Origin of the sequence: Roseburia sp. AM23-20, from assembly GCF_003470905.1 — a bacterium.
Lineage (GTDB): Bacteria > Bacillota > Clostridia > Lachnospirales > Lachnospiraceae > Roseburia > Roseburia rectibacter.
Window position 1 is genome coordinate 39,263 of the sequence record NZ_QRHS01000010.1, and the last position, 19,658, is coordinate 58,920.

Annotated in this window: 21 protein-coding genes, 2 tRNA genes and 1 pseudogene; 21 read left to right on the forward strand and 3 right to left on the reverse strand. The window is 40.2% G+C overall.

Annotated elements, in window-relative coordinates:
- The first annotated feature begins 27 nt into the window (after positions 1 to 27).
- The 11 genes and pseudogenes from DW650_RS09445 to DW650_RS09495 all read left to right on the forward strand — a co-directional run bounded on the left by DW650_RS09445 (position 28) and on the right by DW650_RS09495 (position 7,433).
- Positions 28 to 549 carry a DUF4446 family protein gene (locus DW650_RS09445; RefSeq protein WP_118209756.1) on the forward strand — a complete coding sequence of 174 codons (522 nt, stop codon included), beginning with the start codon at positions 28 to 30 and terminating at the stop codon, positions 547 to 549.
- Between the two features lie 25 nt (positions 550 to 574).
- On the forward strand, positions 575 to 1,609 hold the full coding sequence (locus DW650_RS09450) for an HD-GYP domain-containing protein (protein ID WP_117920586.1): 1,035 nt from the start codon (positions 575 to 577) through the stop codon (positions 1,607 to 1,609).
- A gap of 101 nt (positions 1,610 to 1,710) precedes the next feature.
- Entirely contained in the window at positions 1,711 to 2,589 is an 879-nt protein-coding gene (locus tag DW650_RS09455; RefSeq protein ID WP_118209757.1) for a DUF3881 family protein, read from the forward strand.
- Between the two features lie 517 nt (positions 2,590 to 3,106).
- Positions 3,107 to 3,178 (forward strand) — tRNA-Arg (locus tag DW650_RS09460).
- 192 nt (positions 3,179 to 3,370) lie between these two features.
- Positions 3,371 to 3,532: pseudogene (locus tag DW650_RS20040) on the forward strand (IS630 family transposase); the annotation flags it as partial.
- Positions 3,533 to 3,715: 183 nt separating this feature from the next.
- The gene (locus tag DW650_RS09470) at positions 3,716 to 3,985 is read left to right on the forward strand and encodes a nucleotidyltransferase family protein (RefSeq protein ID WP_117920570.1); all 270 of its coding nucleotides are present in this window, start codon (positions 3,716 to 3,718) and stop codon (positions 3,983 to 3,985) included.
- Positions 3,969 to 4,370, forward strand: coding sequence for an HI0074 family nucleotidyltransferase substrate-binding subunit (locus tag DW650_RS09475; protein ID WP_118209759.1), 402 nt, complete (start codon positions 3,969 to 3,971; stop codon positions 4,368 to 4,370). The genes DW650_RS09470 and DW650_RS09475 overlap by 17 nt, the downstream gene beginning before the upstream one ends.
- 66 nt (positions 4,371 to 4,436) lie before the next feature.
- Positions 4,437 to 4,868 carry an Rrf2 family transcriptional regulator gene (locus DW650_RS09480; protein WP_118209760.1) on the forward strand — a complete coding sequence of 144 codons (432 nt, stop codon included), beginning with the start codon at positions 4,437 to 4,439 and terminating at the stop codon, positions 4,866 to 4,868.
- On the forward strand, positions 4,853 to 5,188 hold the full coding sequence (locus DW650_RS09485) for a hypothetical protein (protein WP_147403013.1): 336 nt from the start codon (positions 4,853 to 4,855) through the stop codon (positions 5,186 to 5,188). Before DW650_RS09480 ends, DW650_RS09485 begins: the two co-directional genes overlap by 16 nt.
- A 62-nt stretch (positions 5,189 to 5,250) precedes the next feature.
- Positions 5,251 to 5,700: a response regulator gene (locus DW650_RS20310; RefSeq protein ID WP_279216628.1), complete on the forward strand. Its 450-nt coding sequence runs from the start codon at positions 5,251 to 5,253 to the stop codon at positions 5,698 to 5,700.
- Between the two features lie 125 nt (positions 5,701 to 5,825).
- Positions 5,826 to 7,433 carry a hypothetical protein gene (locus tag DW650_RS09495; RefSeq protein ID WP_243102914.1) on the forward strand — a complete coding sequence of 536 codons (1,608 nt, stop codon included), beginning with the start codon at positions 5,826 to 5,828 and terminating at the stop codon, positions 7,431 to 7,433.
- A 172-nt stretch (positions 7,434 to 7,605) separates the two neighbouring features.
- Here DW650_RS09495 and pepT read toward each other — a convergent pair whose 3' ends face one another.
- Positions 7,606 to 8,829, reverse strand: coding sequence for a peptidase T (gene pepT / locus DW650_RS09500; protein ID WP_118209763.1), 1,224 nt, complete (start codon positions 8,827 to 8,829; stop codon positions 7,606 to 7,608).
- A gap of 184 nt (positions 8,830 to 9,013) precedes the next feature.
- On the opposite strand from pepT, the gene DW650_RS09505 reads away from it, so the two are divergent.
- Positions 9,014 to 9,086: transfer RNA gene (locus DW650_RS09505), tRNA-Lys, on the forward strand.
- 239 nt (positions 9,087 to 9,325) lie between these two features.
- Here DW650_RS09505 and trmB read toward each other — a convergent pair.
- On the reverse strand, positions 9,326 to 9,964 hold the full coding sequence (gene trmB / locus DW650_RS09510) for a tRNA (guanosine(46)-N7)-methyltransferase TrmB (RefSeq protein ID WP_118209764.1): 639 nt from the start codon (positions 9,962 to 9,964) through the stop codon (positions 9,326 to 9,328).
- Between the two features lie 280 nt (positions 9,965 to 10,244).
- On the opposite strand from trmB, the gene DW650_RS09515 reads away from it, so the two are divergent.
- The 3 genes from DW650_RS09515 (at position 10,245) to DW650_RS09525 (ending at position 13,425) form a co-directional block, all read left to right on the forward strand.
- Entirely contained in the window at positions 10,245 to 11,651 is a 1,407-nt protein-coding gene (locus tag DW650_RS09515; RefSeq protein ID WP_118209765.1) for a D-alanyl-D-alanine carboxypeptidase family protein, read from the forward strand.
- Positions 11,652 to 11,919: 268 nt separating this feature from the next.
- Positions 11,920 to 12,549 (forward strand): type IV toxin-antitoxin system AbiEi family antitoxin domain-containing protein, encoded by a 630-nt coding sequence (locus DW650_RS09520; protein WP_117920561.1) that lies wholly within the window; start codon positions 11,920 to 11,922, stop codon positions 12,547 to 12,549.
- Positions 12,550 to 13,425 (forward strand): hypothetical protein, encoded by an 876-nt coding sequence (locus tag DW650_RS09525; RefSeq protein ID WP_118209766.1) that lies wholly within the window; start codon positions 12,550 to 12,552, stop codon positions 13,423 to 13,425.
- A gap of 24 nt (positions 13,426 to 13,449) precedes the next feature.
- Here DW650_RS09525 and mobA read toward each other — a convergent pair whose 3' ends face one another.
- A complete protein-coding gene (mobA, locus tag DW650_RS09530; RefSeq protein ID WP_117920559.1) occupies positions 13,450 to 14,055 on the reverse strand; it encodes a molybdenum cofactor guanylyltransferase in 606 nt (201 codons plus the stop codon).
- A 107-nt stretch (positions 14,056 to 14,162) separates the two neighbouring features.
- Here mobA and DW650_RS09535 point away from each other — a divergent pair, with 107 nt between their 5' ends.
- From DW650_RS09535 to DW650_RS09560, 6 genes are all read left to right on the forward strand, one after another.
- A complete protein-coding gene (locus DW650_RS09535) occupies positions 14,163 to 15,653 on the forward strand; it encodes an aminotransferase class I/II-fold pyridoxal phosphate-dependent enzyme (RefSeq protein WP_118209801.1) in 1,491 nt (496 codons plus the stop codon).
- A 30-nt stretch (positions 15,654 to 15,683) separates the two neighbouring features.
- Positions 15,684 to 16,286 (forward strand): guanylate kinase, encoded by a 603-nt coding sequence (locus tag DW650_RS09540; protein ID WP_118209767.1) that lies wholly within the window; start codon positions 15,684 to 15,686, stop codon positions 16,284 to 16,286.
- An 82-nt stretch (positions 16,287 to 16,368) separates the two neighbouring features.
- Positions 16,369 to 16,812: a YaaR family protein gene (locus tag DW650_RS09545; protein WP_117920556.1), complete on the forward strand. Its 444-nt coding sequence runs from the start codon at positions 16,369 to 16,371 to the stop codon at positions 16,810 to 16,812.
- 120 nt (positions 16,813 to 16,932) lie between these two features.
- Positions 16,933 to 17,982 carry a DNA polymerase III subunit gene (locus DW650_RS09550; protein WP_117920555.1) on the forward strand — a complete coding sequence of 350 codons (1,050 nt, stop codon included), beginning with the start codon at positions 16,933 to 16,935 and terminating at the stop codon, positions 17,980 to 17,982.
- Position 17,983: 1 nt separating this feature from the next.
- Positions 17,984 to 18,895: a PSP1 domain-containing protein gene (locus tag DW650_RS09555; protein ID WP_117920553.1), complete on the forward strand. Its 912-nt coding sequence runs from the start codon at positions 17,984 to 17,986 to the stop codon at positions 18,893 to 18,895.
- Entirely contained in the window at positions 18,885 to 19,625 is a 741-nt protein-coding gene (locus DW650_RS09560; protein ID WP_118209768.1) for a tRNA1(Val) (adenine(37)-N6)-methyltransferase, read from the forward strand. The genes DW650_RS09555 and DW650_RS09560 overlap by 11 nt, the downstream gene beginning before the upstream one ends.
- Positions 19,626 to 19,658: the final 33 nt, after the last annotated feature.

The following is a 19,658-nucleotide window of genomic DNA, read 5'->3' on the forward strand; positions in this document are numbered from 1 at the left end:
TTGTTCTAAATAACGAAAGGTAAAATAATGATTTCAAAGTATTTAGGAATTGATTCAGATTATATTATTATAGGACTCTGCGGGGTTCTGTTGATTTTATTTATATTGGTGATTATAAATATTGTTCAGATGAAAAAACTGAAAAAGAATTATCGTATTTTTATGAGCGGAAAAGATGCGAAGACATTGGAAGATACATTGATTCAAAGGCTCGATCAGGTTGATTCCCTGTTAGAATCAAATGAAGAAAATGACAGAAATATTAAAGTACTCTCTAAAAATATGCAGTGTACCTATCAGAAAATGGGACTTATTAAGTATGATGCATTTCATGAGATGGGCGGAAAATTAAGTTTTTCTCTTGCAATGTTAGATATGCGCAATAATGGATTTATTATTAATGCAATGCACACCAGAGAAGGCTGCTATACATATATTAAAGAAATTATTGATGGCAATTCTGTAATTGTTTTATCAGAGGAAGAGCAGGAAGCTTTAAAACGTGCAATGAATCCAAATAGCGATTTGAAAAATTCAAATGAGGAATAATGAAAAATAAGATAATGGAGAGATAATGATAATACGGCAGGTCAAATCACTTGTAGGCGGAGAAACACTGGCGGAACCGGTTATAACGAAAGAAAAAGAAATATTGATATCCGGCGGAACTGTGTTAAAACCGGAGTATTTGGATCTGATTTCTTTTTTGGGAATTGATACAGTATGTATTGAAGATCCGTATGAAGCCTTTGAAACAACACATTTGATTATCAATGAAGAAAGAGAAAAGTATTATGTCAGTGAAGTACAGAAAATTCTGGAAAATCATATATACCATGGAAAAAATTCACTGAGCAAAATGGCTGAGCTGGCAAATGAAATTGTCAGTGAAATAACAAAAGCAGAACAGCCTAAGGTAATAGATATAGAAGAACGCAATGGAAATCTTTATGAGCATACGGTACAGGTGACTATGTTGTCTCTGGCAGTTGCAAAAATGTTAAAAGTAAAAGAAGAGGATTATATTGATATTGCCATAGGGGCATTATTGCATGATCTTGGTATGCGTTATACTACGGTTCCATATATTAATTTTGATATGGATAGCAGACCGGCATCTGAAGTATTTGAATTAAAAAAACATACAATACTGGCATATTCAGCGTTAGAAGGTGAAGACTGGATATCACCGGTCTCAAAAAAAATGGTATTAACACATCATGAGAGAAAAGATGGATCAGGATATCCTTTAAAACAAAAAACAAAGGATATAGAGTGTAATATATTACAGGTGTGTGATGCATTTGATTGTATGATTTCCGGAATGGAATGTAAAAGAATCAGTGTACAGCAGGCACTTGAGACAATGATCGAGGCGGCAGACCTCTTATTTGAACGGAAAATTGTAAAAGTAATACAGAAAATGGTTGCATATTATCCGGTTGGTACGAAAATCAGGCTGAATACAGGAGAAACAGGGATTGTCATATGCCAGACGGATAATTCGATTCGTCCAATCGTTGCGGTATTGGATCAGACGAATCAAATGACGGAAATCAGGTATGACCTGACAAAAAATAAAAAAATATCAATTCTGCAGTTGGTTTAAGAATGGAGATCAGTGTGAAAAATACATTTTTCACACACAAGATTTGTGCTGGCACACAAACTTGAGATGCGCTGTAGGAAAGCGCAGGAATGGAGATAAGTATGCATAAATTTTTAAGAGCAGTCGGTCTTTCTGATATTAAGAAAGAAGAACTCGAAAAAATATGTAAAGATATAGAAGCAAAACCAGATACGATTAAGGTGGCAGAGGATTCTGAAGGAAATGAATTTGCAGAACTTTGTTATCAATTTGGTGACTTTTTTGGTCTGACATTAAGAGGTACCTATCGGGAAGATGATACATTTGAGATGGATTATTACTATCCATATTTTTTTGGCACAATGTTATCCACAAGAGAACAGGCAGAAGTGGAAAAGCATGCGGAAAAAGAGTCCTATGCGGGGATATGTGATGAAGTCCGGATAGGTGTAACATTAATTTTCTATCTGCAGAATGTTGTTGATTTTCTGGCAGTAAAAGGATCAAAAAGATATATGAATCTGGAAGAGGGTGTCATTTTAGGTGCACTTTCCACAGAGGGAAAAATTTTGCTCCCAATTAACAAAGCTGAGAAAAAAAATAAACAGAATCAGCAGAATACCACAGATCGCAATTATCTGGTTGCAGCTGCAAGAGACGGGGATGAGAATGCGATTGAAAATTTAACATTAGAAGATATTGATACATATTCCATGTTATCGAGACGCATTACCCATGAGGATGTACTCAGCATTGTCGATTCTTATTTTATGCCATATGGTATTGAAAGCGATCAGTATGCAATCCTTGGCGAAATCATGGACTGCAGGATGGAGCAGAATAATCTTACCGGTGAGAATGTATGGGTACTTGATATCTGTTGCAATGAAATGAATTTTGGTGTATGTATCAATCAGAAAGATCTGGTTGGGGAGCCACAGGTTGGAAGAAGATTTAAGGGCATTGTATGGATGCAGGGAAGTATAAAATATAGAGAATAAGTATAGATATTTTTGAGGAAGTATGATAGAATAAAAAAGCTGTATGTGGATTTACCACATACAGCATATATATCTTATATAAGTTCTCATAGTTAAATGGATATAACAAGCGCCTCCTAAGGTTTAATCATGGTTAAACCCAGTGAAAACACAGAGGTGGTAAATCGGAATTCGATTCCAACAGGGATTGACGAAGATGTCAAAGTAAGATACAATGGAAATTCATCACGAAAGTGATTGGATTCATAGATATGGCAACCGTAGCCCAAAAGGTGTGAAAACCTTGAAAATACGGCATTTGTCTCCTTAGTTAAATGGATATAACGGGGTCCTCCTAAGATATAACCATGGTTAAAGCCGTGAGTGAGTAAAAGGCGATAACTAAGAGTTCGATTTGAACTGTGGCATATAGAAATGTCGAAATAAGAAAACAGATGATTCATCACAAAAGTGATTGAGTTCATAAAGAAGGTTACCGTAACCGAAAAAGGCTGAAAAGCCCGAAAATACGGCATTTGTTCTCGTAGTTAAATGGATATAACAAGCGCCTCCTAAGCGCTAGTTGTGGGTTCAATTCCCGCCGGGAACATCGATTTTTTGCAACAATGATCGTGAAAATTCATTGTTGCTTTTTTTATTTTATGGTGCTTGCGAGCACCGAAAAATTATAAAAATGAGTAATTGGAGCACCAAAAAGACAAAACGGGCACCGAGAACTAAATCTATCCAAGCACCCAATGGAGATAACTAAAGTGTAGGATAAGATTTAGGTCGTCAATGAATCCGTGTTAAATCTAAGGAGGAACTTACTAATCGTATCTACAGATATTTTGTAGAAATAAACGAAGAGCCGATTGTGTTTCATTGGAAATATAATCTCGATGATATTGATGTATCGGAAGAAATCATTGTTGATACACTGTCTGTCAAAAAGTCGAGTTAATTAAAGGATGAAATAGTAGTTATCGTATTTCTTTATTATAAACTTGATGTAGAAAAAGTAAATCAGAAATTAAGAAGTGAAAAATAAGAGAAGGATAATAAAAAAGAGCGGTATTGTATGGATTCATCTATACGGTATCGCTCTTTTTATGCTAAAATATTATAATAAAGGCAGGTGGTATTCGTGCGGGCAGAAGAAGTGATACAGGAAGTAGCAAAATTATGTAATAGTTTTCATGCAAAAGAAGTGATTTTGTATGGTTCAAGGGCAAAAGGAACGGCAAGGGAACGCAGTGACATTGATATAGCGGTGTCCGGAATAGAAGATTTTGAAGCACTGATAGAAAAAGTAGAAGATCTGCCAACACTTTACAGTGTGGATCTTGTGAATATGGATACATGTAAAAATCAATTGTTGTTGGAGGATATCAGACAATATGGACGAAAAATTTAACAGACGATTTCTATCATTTTGCAATTCCCTGGATGCATTAGCGGAAGCAAGACAGAGAGATCTCACGGATTCATTCGTGCTTAGTGGTACAAGTGCCAAATTTAGCATTACATTCGATCTGTCATGGAAAGTTATGAAAGATATACTGGTGCAGTACTATGCAATTACCGGATTTGTAGCTGGTTCGCCGAGGGAAGTACTTAGAGAATCCTATAAGGCAAACTTAATTTCAGATGAAGCGTGGATGAATATGCTTAAGGTGAGAAATGAACTGGCACATGACTATGATTGTGAGATCGTAAAAGAACATTGCAATACGATCGTGCAAAAATATATTGATCTTTTTTATGAATTTGAAAATACGGTAAAACAATTACTGGGATGAAAATGACTCGGCAGAAAAACATACCAGAACAGATGGAATATTTATGATAAGAAAGAGGCGTAAAAGATGCAGATTTCGAGCAGATTTACAATGGCAATACACATGTTTGCCTGTATAGATACATTTACAGACAGGAAAATGACAAGTGATTTTATGGCAGCCAGCATTGGCACAAATCCGGTCATTGTACGAAAACTCTTACAACAGTTAAAGGCTGGAGGATTAATTGAAGTTTCAAGGGGAACCGGTGGTGTCACGGTTACGAAACCATTAGATGAGATCACATTTCTTGATGTATATAAGGCGGTGGAATGTACTCCGGATGAACAACTGTTTCACTTTCATGAGAATCCGAACCAGAAATGTCCTGTTGGGAAAAATATCCACCATGTGCTGGATGACCGGTTAAATCAGGTTCAGAAAGCAATGGAAGATAAACTGGCAACGATGACACTTGCAGATGTGAAAAATGATGTTGCTTTGTGCATAGAAAAATAGCAGTAAAACGATGTCAGATCAGACAAATTGGGGATGAAGTATTGAAAAATATGGGCAAAAACTCATCACTAGATATTCTTGGCGTGACAAGTAAGAGAGATTTAAATGCATCCATAGATGCATGGTATATCATTTTTATCGTCTGTGGAACCTTAGTGGTACTTATGGTGATAGATGGAATATATCTGATCAGCATGAATCATCGTCTGCGTGAGGCAGCACGGCTTTCTGAGCAGGCAAGCAGGGCTAAAACGCAATTTCTCTCAGCAATGTCGTATGATATCCGGAAACCCGATTTTTGTGGAAAGGATACTGCATAATCTTGCGGATAATGCGATAAAGTTTAACCGGTCTGGCGGAAGTGTAATACGAAGGCACAGGTCTGGGACTTGCAATAGCCAAACAGCTCGTTGATAAGCTAAATGGAACGATAGAAATGAATAGCAAAAAGGGCATAGGCACTACATGCGTTGTAAAACTGCCGTTTAAGATCAGCAGGGAAACAGAGATAAGAAGACCGGCAGAAAAAGAGTATATCTCTGTTGCAGGTCTGCGTGCGCTGGTAGTAGAAGATAATGAACTGAATATGGACATTATGATGCTGCGTTTAAATGGTCTGGATGCAACAAGAAAAATCCGGTTATTGAAAAGATCTGATGCCCAGAAAATACCTGTAATAGCGATGTCTGCAAATGCATTCGCAGATGATATTATAAACAGCAGGATTTCCGATATGAACCTTCATCTGTCAAAGCCTTTGGATGAAGAAAAAATTGTGAGTGCGATCAAAGAGTGTATAGTCAGCAGAAAAATAGAAATTCCTAGCGTATAGAAATTATTAAAATAATGGAGACGCCGCATAAATATTTTACAAAGGCTGTTTTCAGGGTTGGTTTATTGTGGTAAAATTGAACTGTAAATCTATGCATGATAGTGCAAAAAGCGGGAGGTTCTGTTATGGCTAAAGACGACTCATTAAAGAAACCAAAGAAAAAAGATTTTAATCGTATGATGATTTTCATATCGGCAATGCTGATATCATTTTTATGGATTGTTTTATTTTTATTTGTAAAAAAATCATCGGAACTGGTAGTAGCAGTTATTATTTCGGTACTTATTTTAGTGTGGGTTGCTTTGCTTGTTAAGTATATCTACGATATGAAAAATACAGAAAAATCCCATTTTGATGAACAGATAGAAGAAGTATTGCGTACAGGAAAAGCAAACTATCTGATGCAGAAAAAACTTATAGAAAAAATAGAAAATATTAGGGAAAAAGTTGCTGTTCCGGCGGACGAGATCATTACTGCCCAGAAAGCGATCGCGAAACTGACACTTGCGCGTAATAAAGAAAATACAGATGCTCTCATGCATTCCAATGAGCAGGTGATTGAAAAAACACTGGAAGTAGAAGAAAAACTTTCAGAAAACAATCAGCAGATCATAGATATGCAGAAGAGCATGATGGATGAAAAAATACAGGAGCTGATGGAAAAACAGAAATTAGTTCTGGATAACCTGAATACTATAAAAGAGACATTAGAAAGTGATATGCAGAATGTCCTTTCAGAAATGATCCATGATACATTGGAAAAAGAACTTTCAGCTGCCATAGAACAGATACATACCTATGTAAAGGAAGCTGCAAGCCAGGCTGCAGATTCGATCAAAGCAGACCTCGCTGCAGAGAATCCTGTGATGACGGCTTCCGCAGAAACCACGGAGAAATTACCGGATTTAGGAATGTCAGCAGTGGATGATGAGTTGCCGGATTTAGGAATGTCAGCAGCAGATGGGGAGCTGCCGGATTTAGGAATGTCAGCAGCAGATGAGAAGCTGCCGGATCTGGGAATGTCAGCAGCAGATGAGGAGCTGCCGGATCTGGGAATGTCAGCAGCAGATGAGGAATTGCCGGATTTAGGAATGTCAGCAGTGGATGAGGAGCTTCCAGATCTGGGAATGTCAGCAGTAGATGAGGAATTGCCAGATTTAGGAATGTCAGCAGTGGATGAGGGGCTGCCGGATCTGGGAATGTCAGCAGCAGATGAGGAATTGCCAGATTTAGGAATGTCAGCAGTGGATGATGAGCTGCCGGATCTGGGAATGTCAGCGATTGGTGAAGAATTGCCGGATTTAGGAATATCAGCAGTAGATGATGATTTGTCAGATATGGAACTGCCGACATTAGGGGATGAATTATCTGTTAGTGGTGATTGGAATGACGAACCGGTAGTTGCGGATGAGACCACAATAAATCCGGACGAACCGGTAATTACGGATGAGACTACAATAGATCCGGATGAGCCGGTCTTTACAGAGGACGCAACGGATGCAGATACGGTAACTTTGACAGAAGAAATACCGGTTTCCCCGGACGAATCAGTGATCGAAGAGGTAAAGATCCCGGAAGAGGAAACGATCACAGAAGAAATACCGATTTCTGCAGATGAGTCAGTGATCGAAGAGGTTCCAAAGCAGGAGGCAGCAGCTTCCATGCCGGATATGGGAAATCCGAATAAGATCATGACGCCGGATGAAATCGCTGCATTGATCGCAAATTTATAAAGCTGTAGTAAAAAAATTTATAGTAAGCAAAGTGTATCTGATGATGCACATAAAAAGAGCTGAGGCACTGCTGATTTTAATCAGCCGGTGCCTCAGCTCTTTTCTCATTCATAGAACATTGTCCTATGAATGGCAGTCTGTAACAATATGCCTGGCACGGTAGGTACACTGGTTAATCGAGTTCTGCGGTGATGCGTACGATCTCTTTGATCACAGCTACAGCAGTTTCCATTCCCTCGACACTGATGTGCTCGAATGGGCCGTGGAAACCGTAACCGCCGGTACCGAGATTTGGACATGGAAGTCCCATAAAACTTAAGCGTGCGCCGTCAGTACCGCCACGTACCGGACGTGAAACCGGCTCAAGTCCGACGGAAGAAATGGCTTTCCTTGCGATATCCACAACATAGGTATTTTTTTCGATGATTTCCAACATATTTGCATAGGAATTGTGGATAGTCAGTGTAACAGTTCCGGCACCATATTTGGTATTCATGGCATCAGCGATTTCCTGCATTTTTTTCTGACGTGTTTCAAACATATTTTTGTCATGGTCACGGATAATGTAGGAAAGGGTAGCTGTGGCAACATCACCGGACATATCTGTCAGATGGTAAAAACCTTCTCTGCCTTCTGTGTGGGCTGGTGTTTCCATCGGAGGCAGCAGGGACTGGATCTCGCATGCAACGAGAGCAGCATTGACCATGATATCTTTTGCTTCTCCAGGGTGAACATTCACACCTTTCACAGAAAAGACAGCGCTTGCAGCATTAAAGTTTTCATAGGCCACTTCACCTTCATAATCTCCATCTACCGTATAAGCAAAATCTGCTTTAAAATAATCAAGATCGAACAGATCTGCACCGCGTCCGACTTCCTCGTCCGGTGTAAAGCCGATCCAGATATCGCCGTGTGGAATATCAGAGGAGATGAGCTGTTCGACAGCGGTCATGATTTCCGCAACTCCGGCTTTATCGTCTGCACCAAGCAGAGTTGTACCGTCTGTTGTGATCAGGGTTTTTCCTTTTAAAGTCTTTAATTCGGGAAAATCAGAAGTTTTTAAGATATCACCGGTACCTTTTAAAACAACGTCCTTGCCGTCATATTCCGGAATAATCTGAGGTTTAACGTTCTCGCCGGAAAAATCCGGTGCCGTATCCATATGGGAAATAAATCCGACAGCTTTTTTGGTTTCGTATCCCGGAGTAGCAGGAATCAGACCGTAGATGTAACAGTGGTCTGTCAGTGTTACTTTCTGTAAACCGAGATCCAGAAGTTCTTTTTCCAATTCTTTTGCCAGGGTAAACTGCCTGTCTGTGGAAGGAATCGTATCGGAGTCTTCACAGGAAGTGGTAAAGCAGGAAACATATTTTAATAGTCTTTCATCAACATGCATGATAAATGAGTGACCTCCTTTGAATTTTATAAACTGCAAAAAAATGCATTTTTTAGTCTATGAATAAAATACCACAGAATAGAAAATTCGCCAACGAAAAAAATTAAGATTTTCTAAAAAAATGCTTGCAATTTGAAATAAATTAATATATAATATCATTTGTGTTCACGAGAGATAAACATATGCGCCACTAGCTCAGCTGGCAGAGCACCTGACTCTTAATCAGGGTGTCCAGGGTTCGAACCCCTGGTGGCGCACTACGAAGTACCGTTTTTATAGCAGATGGCTATGGGGATGGTGCTTTTTTTTGTCCGGTTTATATGATATGATCTCCTGAATAAATTTATCCACAAAATAGAATGCATGCTCAACGAGAATTTTGAAATTATAAATTTTCGTTGAGCATGCATTTTATTTTTATAGGAAAATATGTGTTATAAAGTAATATCAGCTCCGTTTAAGGATACGCACCTTGCAGAGAGGTTACTGATTCCGATTAGCGGGAAGCGATAAGTTTACAGATCGGATTTCCCTTTGAGGAAAATTTCTCTTCATATTCTGTCATGATATTTCCTTCATTTAAAACCGCATCCTGATGGAGATCGCGGGTAAAAGCGTCTAAATGCCATCCTGCCTCCGGGATTTCTTCTAAAGAAAAGGTGAAGAGATCCTGATTATCGGTCTTAAACTCCAGTCTGCCGTCCGGTTTTAAAATGGCATCATAACGTGCAAAAAACTGGCGGGAAGTAAGACGGCGTTTTGCGTGGCGATCCTTTGGCCACGGATCTGAAAAGTTCAGGTAAATGCGGGAAACCTCATCTTTAGCAAAAACTTCTGTGATATCGGCGGCATCCATGCATATAAATCTTAAGTTTGGCATAGGTATTTCTTCCATTTTCTGAAGCGCACGTAAAAGTACGCTGGAATAGCGTTCGATGCCAAGATAATTGATGTCGGGATGTGCTGCAGCCATATCCATGATAAAGCGGCCTTTTCCCATTCCAATCTCAATATGGAGAGGCTGGGTGGAAGGAAAAACAGACTGCCAGTTGCCTTTGTTGTTTTCCGGTTCCTTGATGCAGTATTCACTGTTTAAAATGGCTTCATCAGCGCCAGGGATATTTCTTAATCGCATATAAATTATGGTCCTGCCTTTCTTTTAAAGTATATAAAATATATTTTTCACACTGATTTCTGATAGGTGTAATCTTGCATTATTGCAGATAATGGATTTAAGTGCAGAAAGCACACAGAGGTATTTTACAATAAAATAATGAAAAAAAGTAGCATTATTTTAAGAAAACCTTAAAAGAAAATTTGTGGATAAAGGTTGCATGTATTTTTTTCAAAGTTTATACTGATACTAGTGTACTGAAAAAGCTGCACTTATAAATCAGGAGATTACTTATTAAAAAATGAGATATAAAATAGATCGTAAAAATAAAATAACGCGTTTCTTATGTTTACTGCTTAGCCTTATATTATTGACCGGAAGCATGTGTACGCCGGTTTTCGCTGCTGAATACTGGCCTGAAGGCCCGGAGGTCGTATCACCAAATGTTATCGTGATGGAGGCTTCTACCGGAACGATACTCTATGAGAGGGAAAGTTTAGAGCAGCACTATCCGGCGAGTATCACAAAGATCATGACAACGCTGATCGCGCTGGAAAATTCTGATTTAAATGATATCGTGACTTTTTCGGATGCGGCAATTGATAATACAGAAGGTTCCGGTATCGCAAGGGATTATGGTGAGCAGATGACGATGGAGCAGTGTCTCTATGCGGTAATGCTTGCATCTGCCAATGAATGTGCGTATGCGGTTGCAGAGCATGTCGGAGGAACCATTGAAAATTTTGTTGCGATGATGAATGAAAAGGCAAAAGAACTTGGCTGCCAGAATACGCATTTCGCAAATCCGCACGGACTGCATGATGAAAACCATTATACCTGCTGCTATGATATGGCATTGATCGCAAGGGCGGCATATCAGAATGAAACATTCCGTATTATCGTGGGAACGGCACGTTATACGATCCCGCCGACAAATAAACACTCCGAGCAGACAGATCTGCAGAATCATAACGAGATGCTTTATCCGTTCCAGACGAACAAGTATGTGTATGATGGCTGTACAGGTGGAAAGACAGGTTATACGAATGCAGCAAACAGTACGCTGGTGACTTATGCGGAGCGGGAAGGAATGACACTGATCTGTGTGGTTATGAATACACAGTCGCCAAATCAGTGGCTTGACAGCAGAAATCTGTTTGATTACTGTTTTGATAATTTCCAGCTTTTTAATATTGCAGAAAATGAGACAAATTATACGTCTGCAGAACAAAAAAGTGTAGGGACACTCAATACAAATGAACCGTTTGTGGATATTGATAAGGATGCAGGTATCGTACTTCCAAAGACAGCAGAGTTTTCGGACGCAACATCTAAAATCATCTATGATGATGTGACGAATGATACGGTCGGGACGATCGAATACACATATGCGGGACATGAAGTTGGAAAGGCAGATATTGTAAAGACAAATGTGCAGATCCCGGAGTATAAATTCAGCAACCAGACAGATGTAAACGAAGAGGCACAGACCGAAGAAACAGAGCATGTTTCAAAGATACAGATTAAGATGAGCACGATCATAACAGTACTGGTTGTTATTCTTGTATTAATTATTCTTGGAATCATTATAAAGAAGGTTGCAGATAACTTTTATATTATCAAACATAATTACGAGGTGCGAAAAGAACACAAAAGAGTATTTAAGCGTGAAAAGAAACGCAATAAAAGGCGCAGAAGACGCAGATGATATGCAAAATAAAACGTAAACAGATGCCGGCTCTGAAAGTCAGATTGAGATCTGATGATCAGATGCCGGTATTTTTATGAAAAAGCTGCGGTATTTATTGATATACGACAAAATAAATATGCACACAATTGACAGAAGATAAGGTTTTGATTATATTAAAATTAGTACCACAAGCATAAGTTTTGAGCGGAAAATATAGACACAACATAGATAATCATTGGGAATTGGGTTTGCACAATGCGCAGGAAAACGCAGAAATGGGGTTGTTATGTCAGAATCATATGCAGTTAATGAAAAAAGGGAGTTAATCTTACAGAAAGTAAAGGATTTTATTGTTGCCAATGGCGGGATCGTAAAGAAAAATCAACTGGAAGAATTGCACATTGATTACCGGAGGATTCTTGATTTTGTGGAAAAAGGGGATCTGATCCGGATTAAAAGTGGATATTATACGATCCGGATCGGAGACTATTCGGAGGATGAATTAATTGCAAAATTATTTCCGGATGCAGTGCTTACCATGGAGTGTGCATTGTATGTGTACGGCTATATTAAGAGAAAGCCGTACGGATATCAGGTTGCTGTGGACAAGAATACATCAAAATCCAGATTCAAACTGGAGTTTCCAAAGGTCACGCCGTTTTATGCAGAACCGGAGACGCTGCATTTTGGGGTAGACAGTATTGACTTTGGAAATGCAAAGATGCAGATTTTTGATAAAGACAGACTGATCTGTGAATGTCTGAAATATGAAGACAAGATGGAGCGGACGGTTTTTAAAGAAGGAGTTCTTTCTTATATCAAAGATGAAAAAAAGGATGTTGCGAAGCTGATGAAATATGCCAGAGAGCGTCGTGTGGTAAAAAAAGTACAATCGATGATAGGGGTATGGCTTTAAATGGAGGATAAAAAGTATAAAATAGCAGATTTACAGGAAAAAAGTGAAGAGTGGAAGATACCATTTTCAAATCTGCTCGCAGGATTTGTTTTAGAAGAATTTATGCTTAGATTTTCCGCTTCTGAATTTAATGATAGGCTTTTACTGCGCAATGGATATATGTTTGGGTTAGAACAATACCGAAAGAAAAACATTCTGAAGCTGGATTTTTTCTGTGAGCCGGATGAGAATATACCACAAAAACTGTTGCAGTTGTATCTGGAAAAAAGAGAGGGGAGCCCGGTAAGGTGGCAGGGTACAGAATCCTTACAACAGATGGGGGCATGCTTAGAACTGCAGGGGCAGTTTGAAGAAATGAAAGTTCCGGTAACTGTCGGTATCCATTTTATGCATCTGGGAAAAATATGGGGACTGGTCGAAAAAGAAATTCCATTTTTGCTGGATGAGACGAAGCGGATCGCATGGAAACAGTTTCCGGCAGAACTGGTGCTGGCAAAACAGATATTTGTGATACTGCGGGATATGGAACTGATTCCGGACATGGAAATATACCGGGAGGTATTTCTTATATTAAGAAACGAAAATTTAAGCGGCAGACATGTATGTGAGCTGCTTGGAAATATGTGTAAAGCACAGGGACTGAAACCGGATATGGAGCGCATGGAGCAGATCTTATCTTATCGGGAGTATCCTTATATGAAAAAACGCTGGGAAAAGTTTTGCAGGCACAGCGTGATCACCGGAACAGAAAATCTGAAATGGGAAGAAGAGATGGAGCGTTTGGCACATTTCCTTAGAGATATGTGGGAAGCAGTCTGCAAAGATGAAGTATTTTTTGGAGACTGGATGCCGGAACTGGAGCGTTTTCTTGGGTAGGACGAGCGTGGTCATATTGTGGTGCTATAACTGCAGATACAATTTTAATGCCTGATAATAATCCTGTCTGGTATCTAAGTTAAAAAACTGCCGGTCTATGGGGGTCGCTGTGTAGTTGGCGATTGCCTTCTCTGTTACGCAGACAGTTTTGCATTTTTCACGAAGCGCATCGAAGGTAAACTGACGAAGGATAAGACTTTTTCCAATCGTTGGAATACAGTTTTTGGAATAGGCAGCCGTAGCGGGATCTAAATAGCCTGCCCTGCCGCGCACCATGCAGATATCAGCATCACCGATCGCATCTAAAAGTGCAATACCGGTTTCGGGTTCCATGAAAGGTGTATCCACAGACATAAAGAAAGCGGCATCTTCATTGATCATGGACAGACCTGAAAAAACACCGGACATCGGTCCGGCATTGCCGTAAACGTCCGCAATCTCAGTGACCGGAAGATTCAGATGCGCGTAATCTCCGATATATTTTACGGACAGATATATGTTTGAAAAATGTGGTTTAAATTTGCGTACAAGGTATTCTAACAGGCAGCAGTCACCGAAAGGTAAGAGTGCTTTATCCGTTCCCATACGGACACTGTTTCCGCCGCAAAGGATCACAAGTGCGTAATTCATAATAGGTTTATTGCTCCATTCTTTTCCAAAGATGTTCTTATTTTAAAGTAGTCAGGCTGGTATGTAAAGTGTTAAAATAAATTGTGTAAGCAGAAAGGCGGTTGCAGATGAGGTATTTAGATCAGGCATTGGAGACATATGGAAAAAGCGATGTTTATCCATTTCATATGCCGGGACATAAAAGAAATCCGCTGCCTTTTCCGGAAGTATATGGGATAGATATTACCGAGATCGATGGATTTGATAATCTGCATCATGCAGAGGGCATTTTAAAAGAGGCACAACAGCGTGCGGCTGATCTGTATGGTTCTAAGCATTGTTATTATCTTGTCAATGGAAGCACCTGTGGGATTCTTGCGTCGATCTGTGCAGCAGTGGGAAAACGGGGAAAGATTCTTGTGGCAAGAAACAGTCATAAAGCGGTATATCATGCCCTGTTTTTGTCAGAGCTTGTTGCCGAATACCTTTATCCGGCAGTGACAGAATGTGGAATCCAGGGACAGATCACACCCCAGCAGGTAGAAGATGCGTTAAAAAGTGATCAGGAGATCGCAGCCGTTGTGATCACTTCGCCGACATATGAGGGAATTATCTCTGATATTGAAGGAATTGCCGGAATCGTGCATGCATATGGGATTCCGCTGATTGTAGATTCAGCACATGGAGCACATCTTGGATTTGGCGGGGAATTTCCGGAAAATGCGGTAAGACTTGGGGCGGATGCTGCAATCGAGAGCCTGCATAAGACACTGCCATCTTTTACACAGACAGCACTGCTTCATCTTAATTCAGACCGTATTTCCAGATCACGCATAGAAAAATATCTTGGAATCTATGAAACAAGTTCGCCTTCCTATATTCTTATGGCTGGAATGGATGCATGTATCCGCACCGTAAAAGAATGTGAAGCGGAACTATTTGACAATTACAGGCGAAAATTAAATGAATTTTATAAAAGCTGTGAAGATTTAAAAAAAATACATGTTATGACGGAGCAGGATTTATCGAAAGAAGAGGCATTTGCCTGGGATGATTCTAAGATCGTTATATTTGTCCGGGACAGCAGTAAAAGCGGTGAGTGGCTTTATAAAGAACTTCTTTTGAAATATCATCTTCAGCTTGAAATGGCGTCGGGAGATTATGCGCTTGCGATGACGAGTATCATGGATACGGATGAAGGATATCAGAGACTTTCTTCTGCATTGCATGAGATCGAGCAGTCGCTGTGTGGATCAGGAGAAAAAGAACAGAAATGCTGCATGCAAAAAGACTCGCCGGGCTGTGGTATGGAAGAAGCAAGTCAGGCACAAAAAGGAAACAGTTCTTTTGTAAAAGAGGTTTATCGTCCGAATCCATGCCGGGTGCAGATCTATGAAGCAGAGGAGGGAAAGATAGCAGAGGTTCCCTTTGATGAGGCGATAGATAAGGTGGCTGCAGATTTCATTTTTTTATATCCGCCGGGAATCCCGCTGATTGTTCCGGGAGAAATTATCACGGCAGAATTTATAGAAAGACTCCGCACCTGTATCCATTTGAAATTAAATTTACAGGGAAGTACAGATCTTTATGCAGAACGGATAAAGATTGTATATTTTTAAAGACTATATTATACTGATAAGGCAGGACAAATGGGAAAAATATATTACATGATGGGAAAAAGCTCATCTGGTAAAGATACTTTGTATGGGATGCTGATGAAAGATGGGACACTTAAGCTAAAGACTGTGGTTCCATATACGACGAGACCGATGCGTGCCGGTGAAGAAAATGGTGTATCATATTATTTCTGTGACGAAGATACGGTAGAAAAGCTCGCAGCAGAAGGAAAGATCATTGAACTGCGTGCATATCATACGGTTCATGGCATCTGGAAGTATTTCACCGTAGCAGATCATCAGGTCGATCTGGATCGTCAGAGTTATCTTATGATTGGAACATTAGAGTCTTATCTTAAGATTCGGGAATACTTTGGAATTAAGAAAGTTATTCCGATATATATAGAAGTAGAGGATGGTATGCGCTTACAGCGTGCACTTGACAGGGAGCGCAGGCAGGAAACTCCGAAATATGAGGAATTATGCCGTCGTTTTCTTGCAGATGAAAAAGATTTTTCCGAGGAAAAATTAAAAGAAGCGGGAATCACCAAAAGATTTTGCAATGAGTTATTAGACGAGACAAAAGAGCGGATTGCAGCGTATATCAGAGCACAGGAGCAGCATCAGGATGCATAGCGGAAAGTGTATGGCATCAGGTGCATGCCACAGAAATATCAGATAAAGTGTAGGGATTTTTTAGAGGAAGAAGGTGTAAACTTTGGATATTAACAAATTAAATCATGTAACAGAGGTTACACAGGTACCGGATACCAGCCAGAATGTACAGGGGGATGGTTCCTTTAAGTTTACACTTGCGAGTGCGATCACAGATGCAGATCTTCAGGCAAAAGTGGACATGCTTCTTTCTGATATTACAGCACAGGGTAATCGTATTGCACAGCATATGGATATCCGTGATATGAAGAAATACCGCGGTCTGATCCGTGAATTTATGAACGAAGTGGTATTCCGTTCCCACAAATTTTCCAGAGAGAACTTCCTTGACCGGAGAGGCCGTCACAGAGTGTACGGTCTGATCAAGCTGATCGATTCAAATCTGGACGAATTGGCACAGGAGCTGGTAAAGGATGAGAAAGACCATATCGCTATTTTAAGTAAGATCGGAGAGATAAGGGGATTGATATTAGATATCCTCACCTGATCTTTTGAAATGTGGATAAGAAAGATATTCTGCCCCGATCGGGTGGATAAAAGCGCGGCACATAGCGCAGATGATCCGGTAAAATAAACCGTAAAAATATGTGCAGAAACGAGGAATGATATGCCAGCATTTAAGGACATCGTTGGACATGAACAGATCATAGAGCACCTGCAGAATGCCATTACCATGGATAAAGTTTCACATGCTTATATATTAAACGGTCCGGACAAATCCGGAAAAATGATGATCGCGGAGGCATTTGCACAGACGCTGCAGTGTGAAGCAGTAAATAAAAAATTAGAGGAACTTGCAGGGGAAACAGAATCTGAAAGAATAGAGAGCAGATTTACGGCGGAGCCATGTATGGAATGTCATTCCTGTAAACAGGCAGCAGGCAAAAATCAGCCGGATATTATTTATGTCAGCCATGAAAAGCCGAATACGATCTCGGTAGACGATATCCGGACGCAGTTAAACAACGACATTGTGATCAAACCATACAGCAGTAAACATAAGATCTACATTGTGGATGAAGCGGAAAAAATGAACCAGCAGGCACAGAATGCACTGTTAAAAACGATTGAAGAACCGCCTGCATATGCGGTGATCCTGCTTTTGACCACCAATGCGGAGAGCTTTCTTCCGACAATCTTATCGCGTTGTGTGACATTAAATTTAAAGGCTGTGCCGGATGAAAAGATCAAGAAATATCTGATGGCACATTATCAGATCCCGGACTATCAGGCAGATGTCTGTGTGGCATTTGCACAGGGAAATGTCGGAAAAGCGATCCAGCTTGCGGCATCAGATGATTTTAATGAGTTAAAAGCATCGGCGCTCCAGCTCATCAAGCGTCTGCACGATATCGATCTCTATGAGATGACAGAGGCGGTAAAGCAGATCAGTGAATACAAACTTAAGATCAACGATTACTTTGATCTTATGATGATCTGGTATCGTGATGTATTGTATTATAAAGCAACGAAGGATGTAAATGGCCTTATTTTCAAGGATGAGGTTTATGACATAAAAAGACAGGCAGAGCAGAGTTCCTATAATGGGATCGAGGAAATATTACAGGCATTATCAAAAGCACAGGTGCGTTTGAATGCAAATGTAAATTTTGATCTGGTGATCGAACTGCTTCTGCTGACCATAAAGGAGAATTAACATGATAAAAATAGTAGGAGTCCGTTTCCGGAATGCCGGTAAAATTTATTATTTCGGACCGGGAAATCTGGATCTGACCGCAGGAATGCATGTAATTGTGGAGACTGCACGCGGCATTGAGATGGGGACGGTTATGATCCCTGCAAGAGAAGTAAACGATGACAGTGTGATCCAGCCGTTAAAACCGGTTATCCGTATCGCAACGGAAGCAGATGAAAAGACAGCATTAAAAAACCGTGAAAAAGAGAAAGAAGCGTTTAAGATCTGTCTGGAAAAAATAGCAAAACATAAACTTGATATGAAACTTGTAGAAGCAGAGTATACGTTTGACAATAATAAACTGCTCTTTTATTTTACGGCGGACGGACGTATCGATTTCCGTGAACTGGTAAAAGATCTTGCGGCGGTTTTCCGCACGAGGATTGAACTTCGCCAGATCGGTGTCCGCGATGAGACAAAGATCATGGGCGGTATCGGAATCTGCGGAAGAGAGCTTTGCTGTCATTCCTATCTTTCCGAATTTGCACCGGTATCCATCAAAATGGCAAAAGAGCAGAATCTGTCCTTAAATCCGACCAAAATTTCCGGTGTATGCGGACGACTGATGTGCTGTCTGAAAAATGAAGAGGAAACTTACGAATATCTGAACAGCCGCCTGCCAAACGTTGGAGATTATGTGACAACGGATGATGGATTAAAAGGTGAGGTATCTTCTGTCAGTGTATTGCGCCAGATGGTAAAAGTACTCGTAGAAGTGGATGACGAAAAGGAAATCCGAGATTATTCTGTTGATCAGTTGAAATTTAAGCCGAAACGCAGAAAAGATCATGTCAAACTGACTGCACAGGAATTAAAAGAGCTTTCCGCATTAGAGGACAAGGGAGGAAAATCCAAAATTGACGATGCCAAATAATCTGGTTTATGAGCATGAGAGACTTGATGAACTGCATCGCAACGGCTACTTTATCATTCAGGATCCAAAACGTTTTTGTTTTGGAATGGATGCGGTTTTACTTTCCGGGTTTGCAAAGGCAAAAAAAGGGGAGCGTGTATTAGACCTTGGTACGGGAACGGGAATCATCCCGATACTGATGGAGGCAAAGACGGAAGCTGAGGATTTTAAGGCACTTGAGATTCAGGAAGAAAGTGCAGATATGGCACGCCGCAGCGTGCGCTATAACCATCTTGAAGATAAGATTGAGATCGTGACCGGCGATATTAAGGAGGCATCTGCCATATTTGGAGGATCATCATTTGATGTGATAACCACAAATCCGCCGTATATGATCGGAACACATGGACAAAATTCACCGTCTGAGGCAAAAGCGATCGCAAGGCATGAAGTACTCTGTACACTGGATGATATTTTGCGGGAAACCGCGAAAATGCTTGTGCCGGGAGGCAGATTTTATATGGTACACCGGCCGTTCCGGCTCGCAGAGATCATGAGTAAAATGGTCGAGTATAAGATCGAGCCGAAGCGCATGCAGCTTGTCTATCCGTTCGTGGATAAAGAACCGAATATGGTGCTGATCGAGGGGCTGCGCGGTGGAAAATCAAGGCTTACCGTAGAAAAGCCGCTGATCGTTTATAAAGAGCAGGGCGTGTATACAGATGAGATTTATGATATTTATGGGTATTAAGTGGATTATTTAAAACCATATTGTGTATAAAGC

Coding starts and splice junctions, on each gene's coding strand:
- DW650_RS09445 (WP_118209756.1), top strand. CDS start 28: ATGATTTCAAAGTATTTAGGAATTGATTCAGATTATATTATTATAGGA.
- DW650_RS09450 (WP_117920586.1), top strand. CDS start 575: ATGATAATACGGCAGGTCAAATCACTTGTAGGCGGAGAAACACTGGCG.
- DW650_RS09455 (WP_118209757.1), top strand. CDS start 1,711: ATGCATAAATTTTTAAGAGCAGTCGGTCTTTCTGATATTAAGAAAGAA.
- DW650_RS09475 (WP_118209759.1), top strand. CDS start 3,969: ATGGACGAAAAATTTAACAGACGATTTCTATCATTTTGCAATTCCCTG.
- DW650_RS09480 (WP_118209760.1), top strand. CDS start 4,437: ATGCAGATTTCGAGCAGATTTACAATGGCAATACACATGTTTGCCTGT.
- DW650_RS09495 (WP_243102914.1), top strand. CDS start 5,826: ATGGCTAAAGACGACTCATTAAAGAAACCAAAGAAAAAAGATTTTAAT.
- pepT (WP_118209763.1), bottom strand. CDS start 8,829: ATGCATGTTGATGAAAGACTATTAAAATATGTTTCCTGCTTTACCACT.
- trmB (WP_118209764.1), bottom strand. CDS start 9,964: ATGCGATTAAGAAATATCCCTGGCGCTGATGAAGCCATTTTAAACAGT.
- DW650_RS09515 (WP_118209765.1), top strand. CDS start 10,245: ATGAGATATAAAATAGATCGTAAAAATAAAATAACGCGTTTCTTATGT.
- DW650_RS09520 (WP_117920561.1), top strand. CDS start 11,920: ATGTCAGAATCATATGCAGTTAATGAAAAAAGGGAGTTAATCTTACAG.
- DW650_RS09525 (WP_118209766.1), top strand. CDS start 12,550: ATGGAGGATAAAAAGTATAAAATAGCAGATTTACAGGAAAAAAGTGAA.
- mobA (WP_117920559.1), bottom strand. CDS start 14,055: ATGAATTACGCACTTGTGATCCTTTGCGGCGGAAACAGTGTCCGTATG.
- DW650_RS09535 (WP_118209801.1), top strand. CDS start 14,163: ATGAGGTATTTAGATCAGGCATTGGAGACATATGGAAAAAGCGATGTT.
- DW650_RS09540 (WP_118209767.1), top strand. CDS start 15,684: ATGGGAAAAATATATTACATGATGGGAAAAAGCTCATCTGGTAAAGAT.
- DW650_RS09550 (WP_117920555.1), top strand. CDS start 16,933: ATGCCAGCATTTAAGGACATCGTTGGACATGAACAGATCATAGAGCAC.
- DW650_RS09555 (WP_117920553.1), top strand. CDS start 17,984: ATGATAAAAATAGTAGGAGTCCGTTTCCGGAATGCCGGTAAAATTTAT.
- DW650_RS09560 (WP_118209768.1), top strand. CDS start 18,885: ATGCCAAATAATCTGGTTTATGAGCATGAGAGACTTGATGAACTGCAT.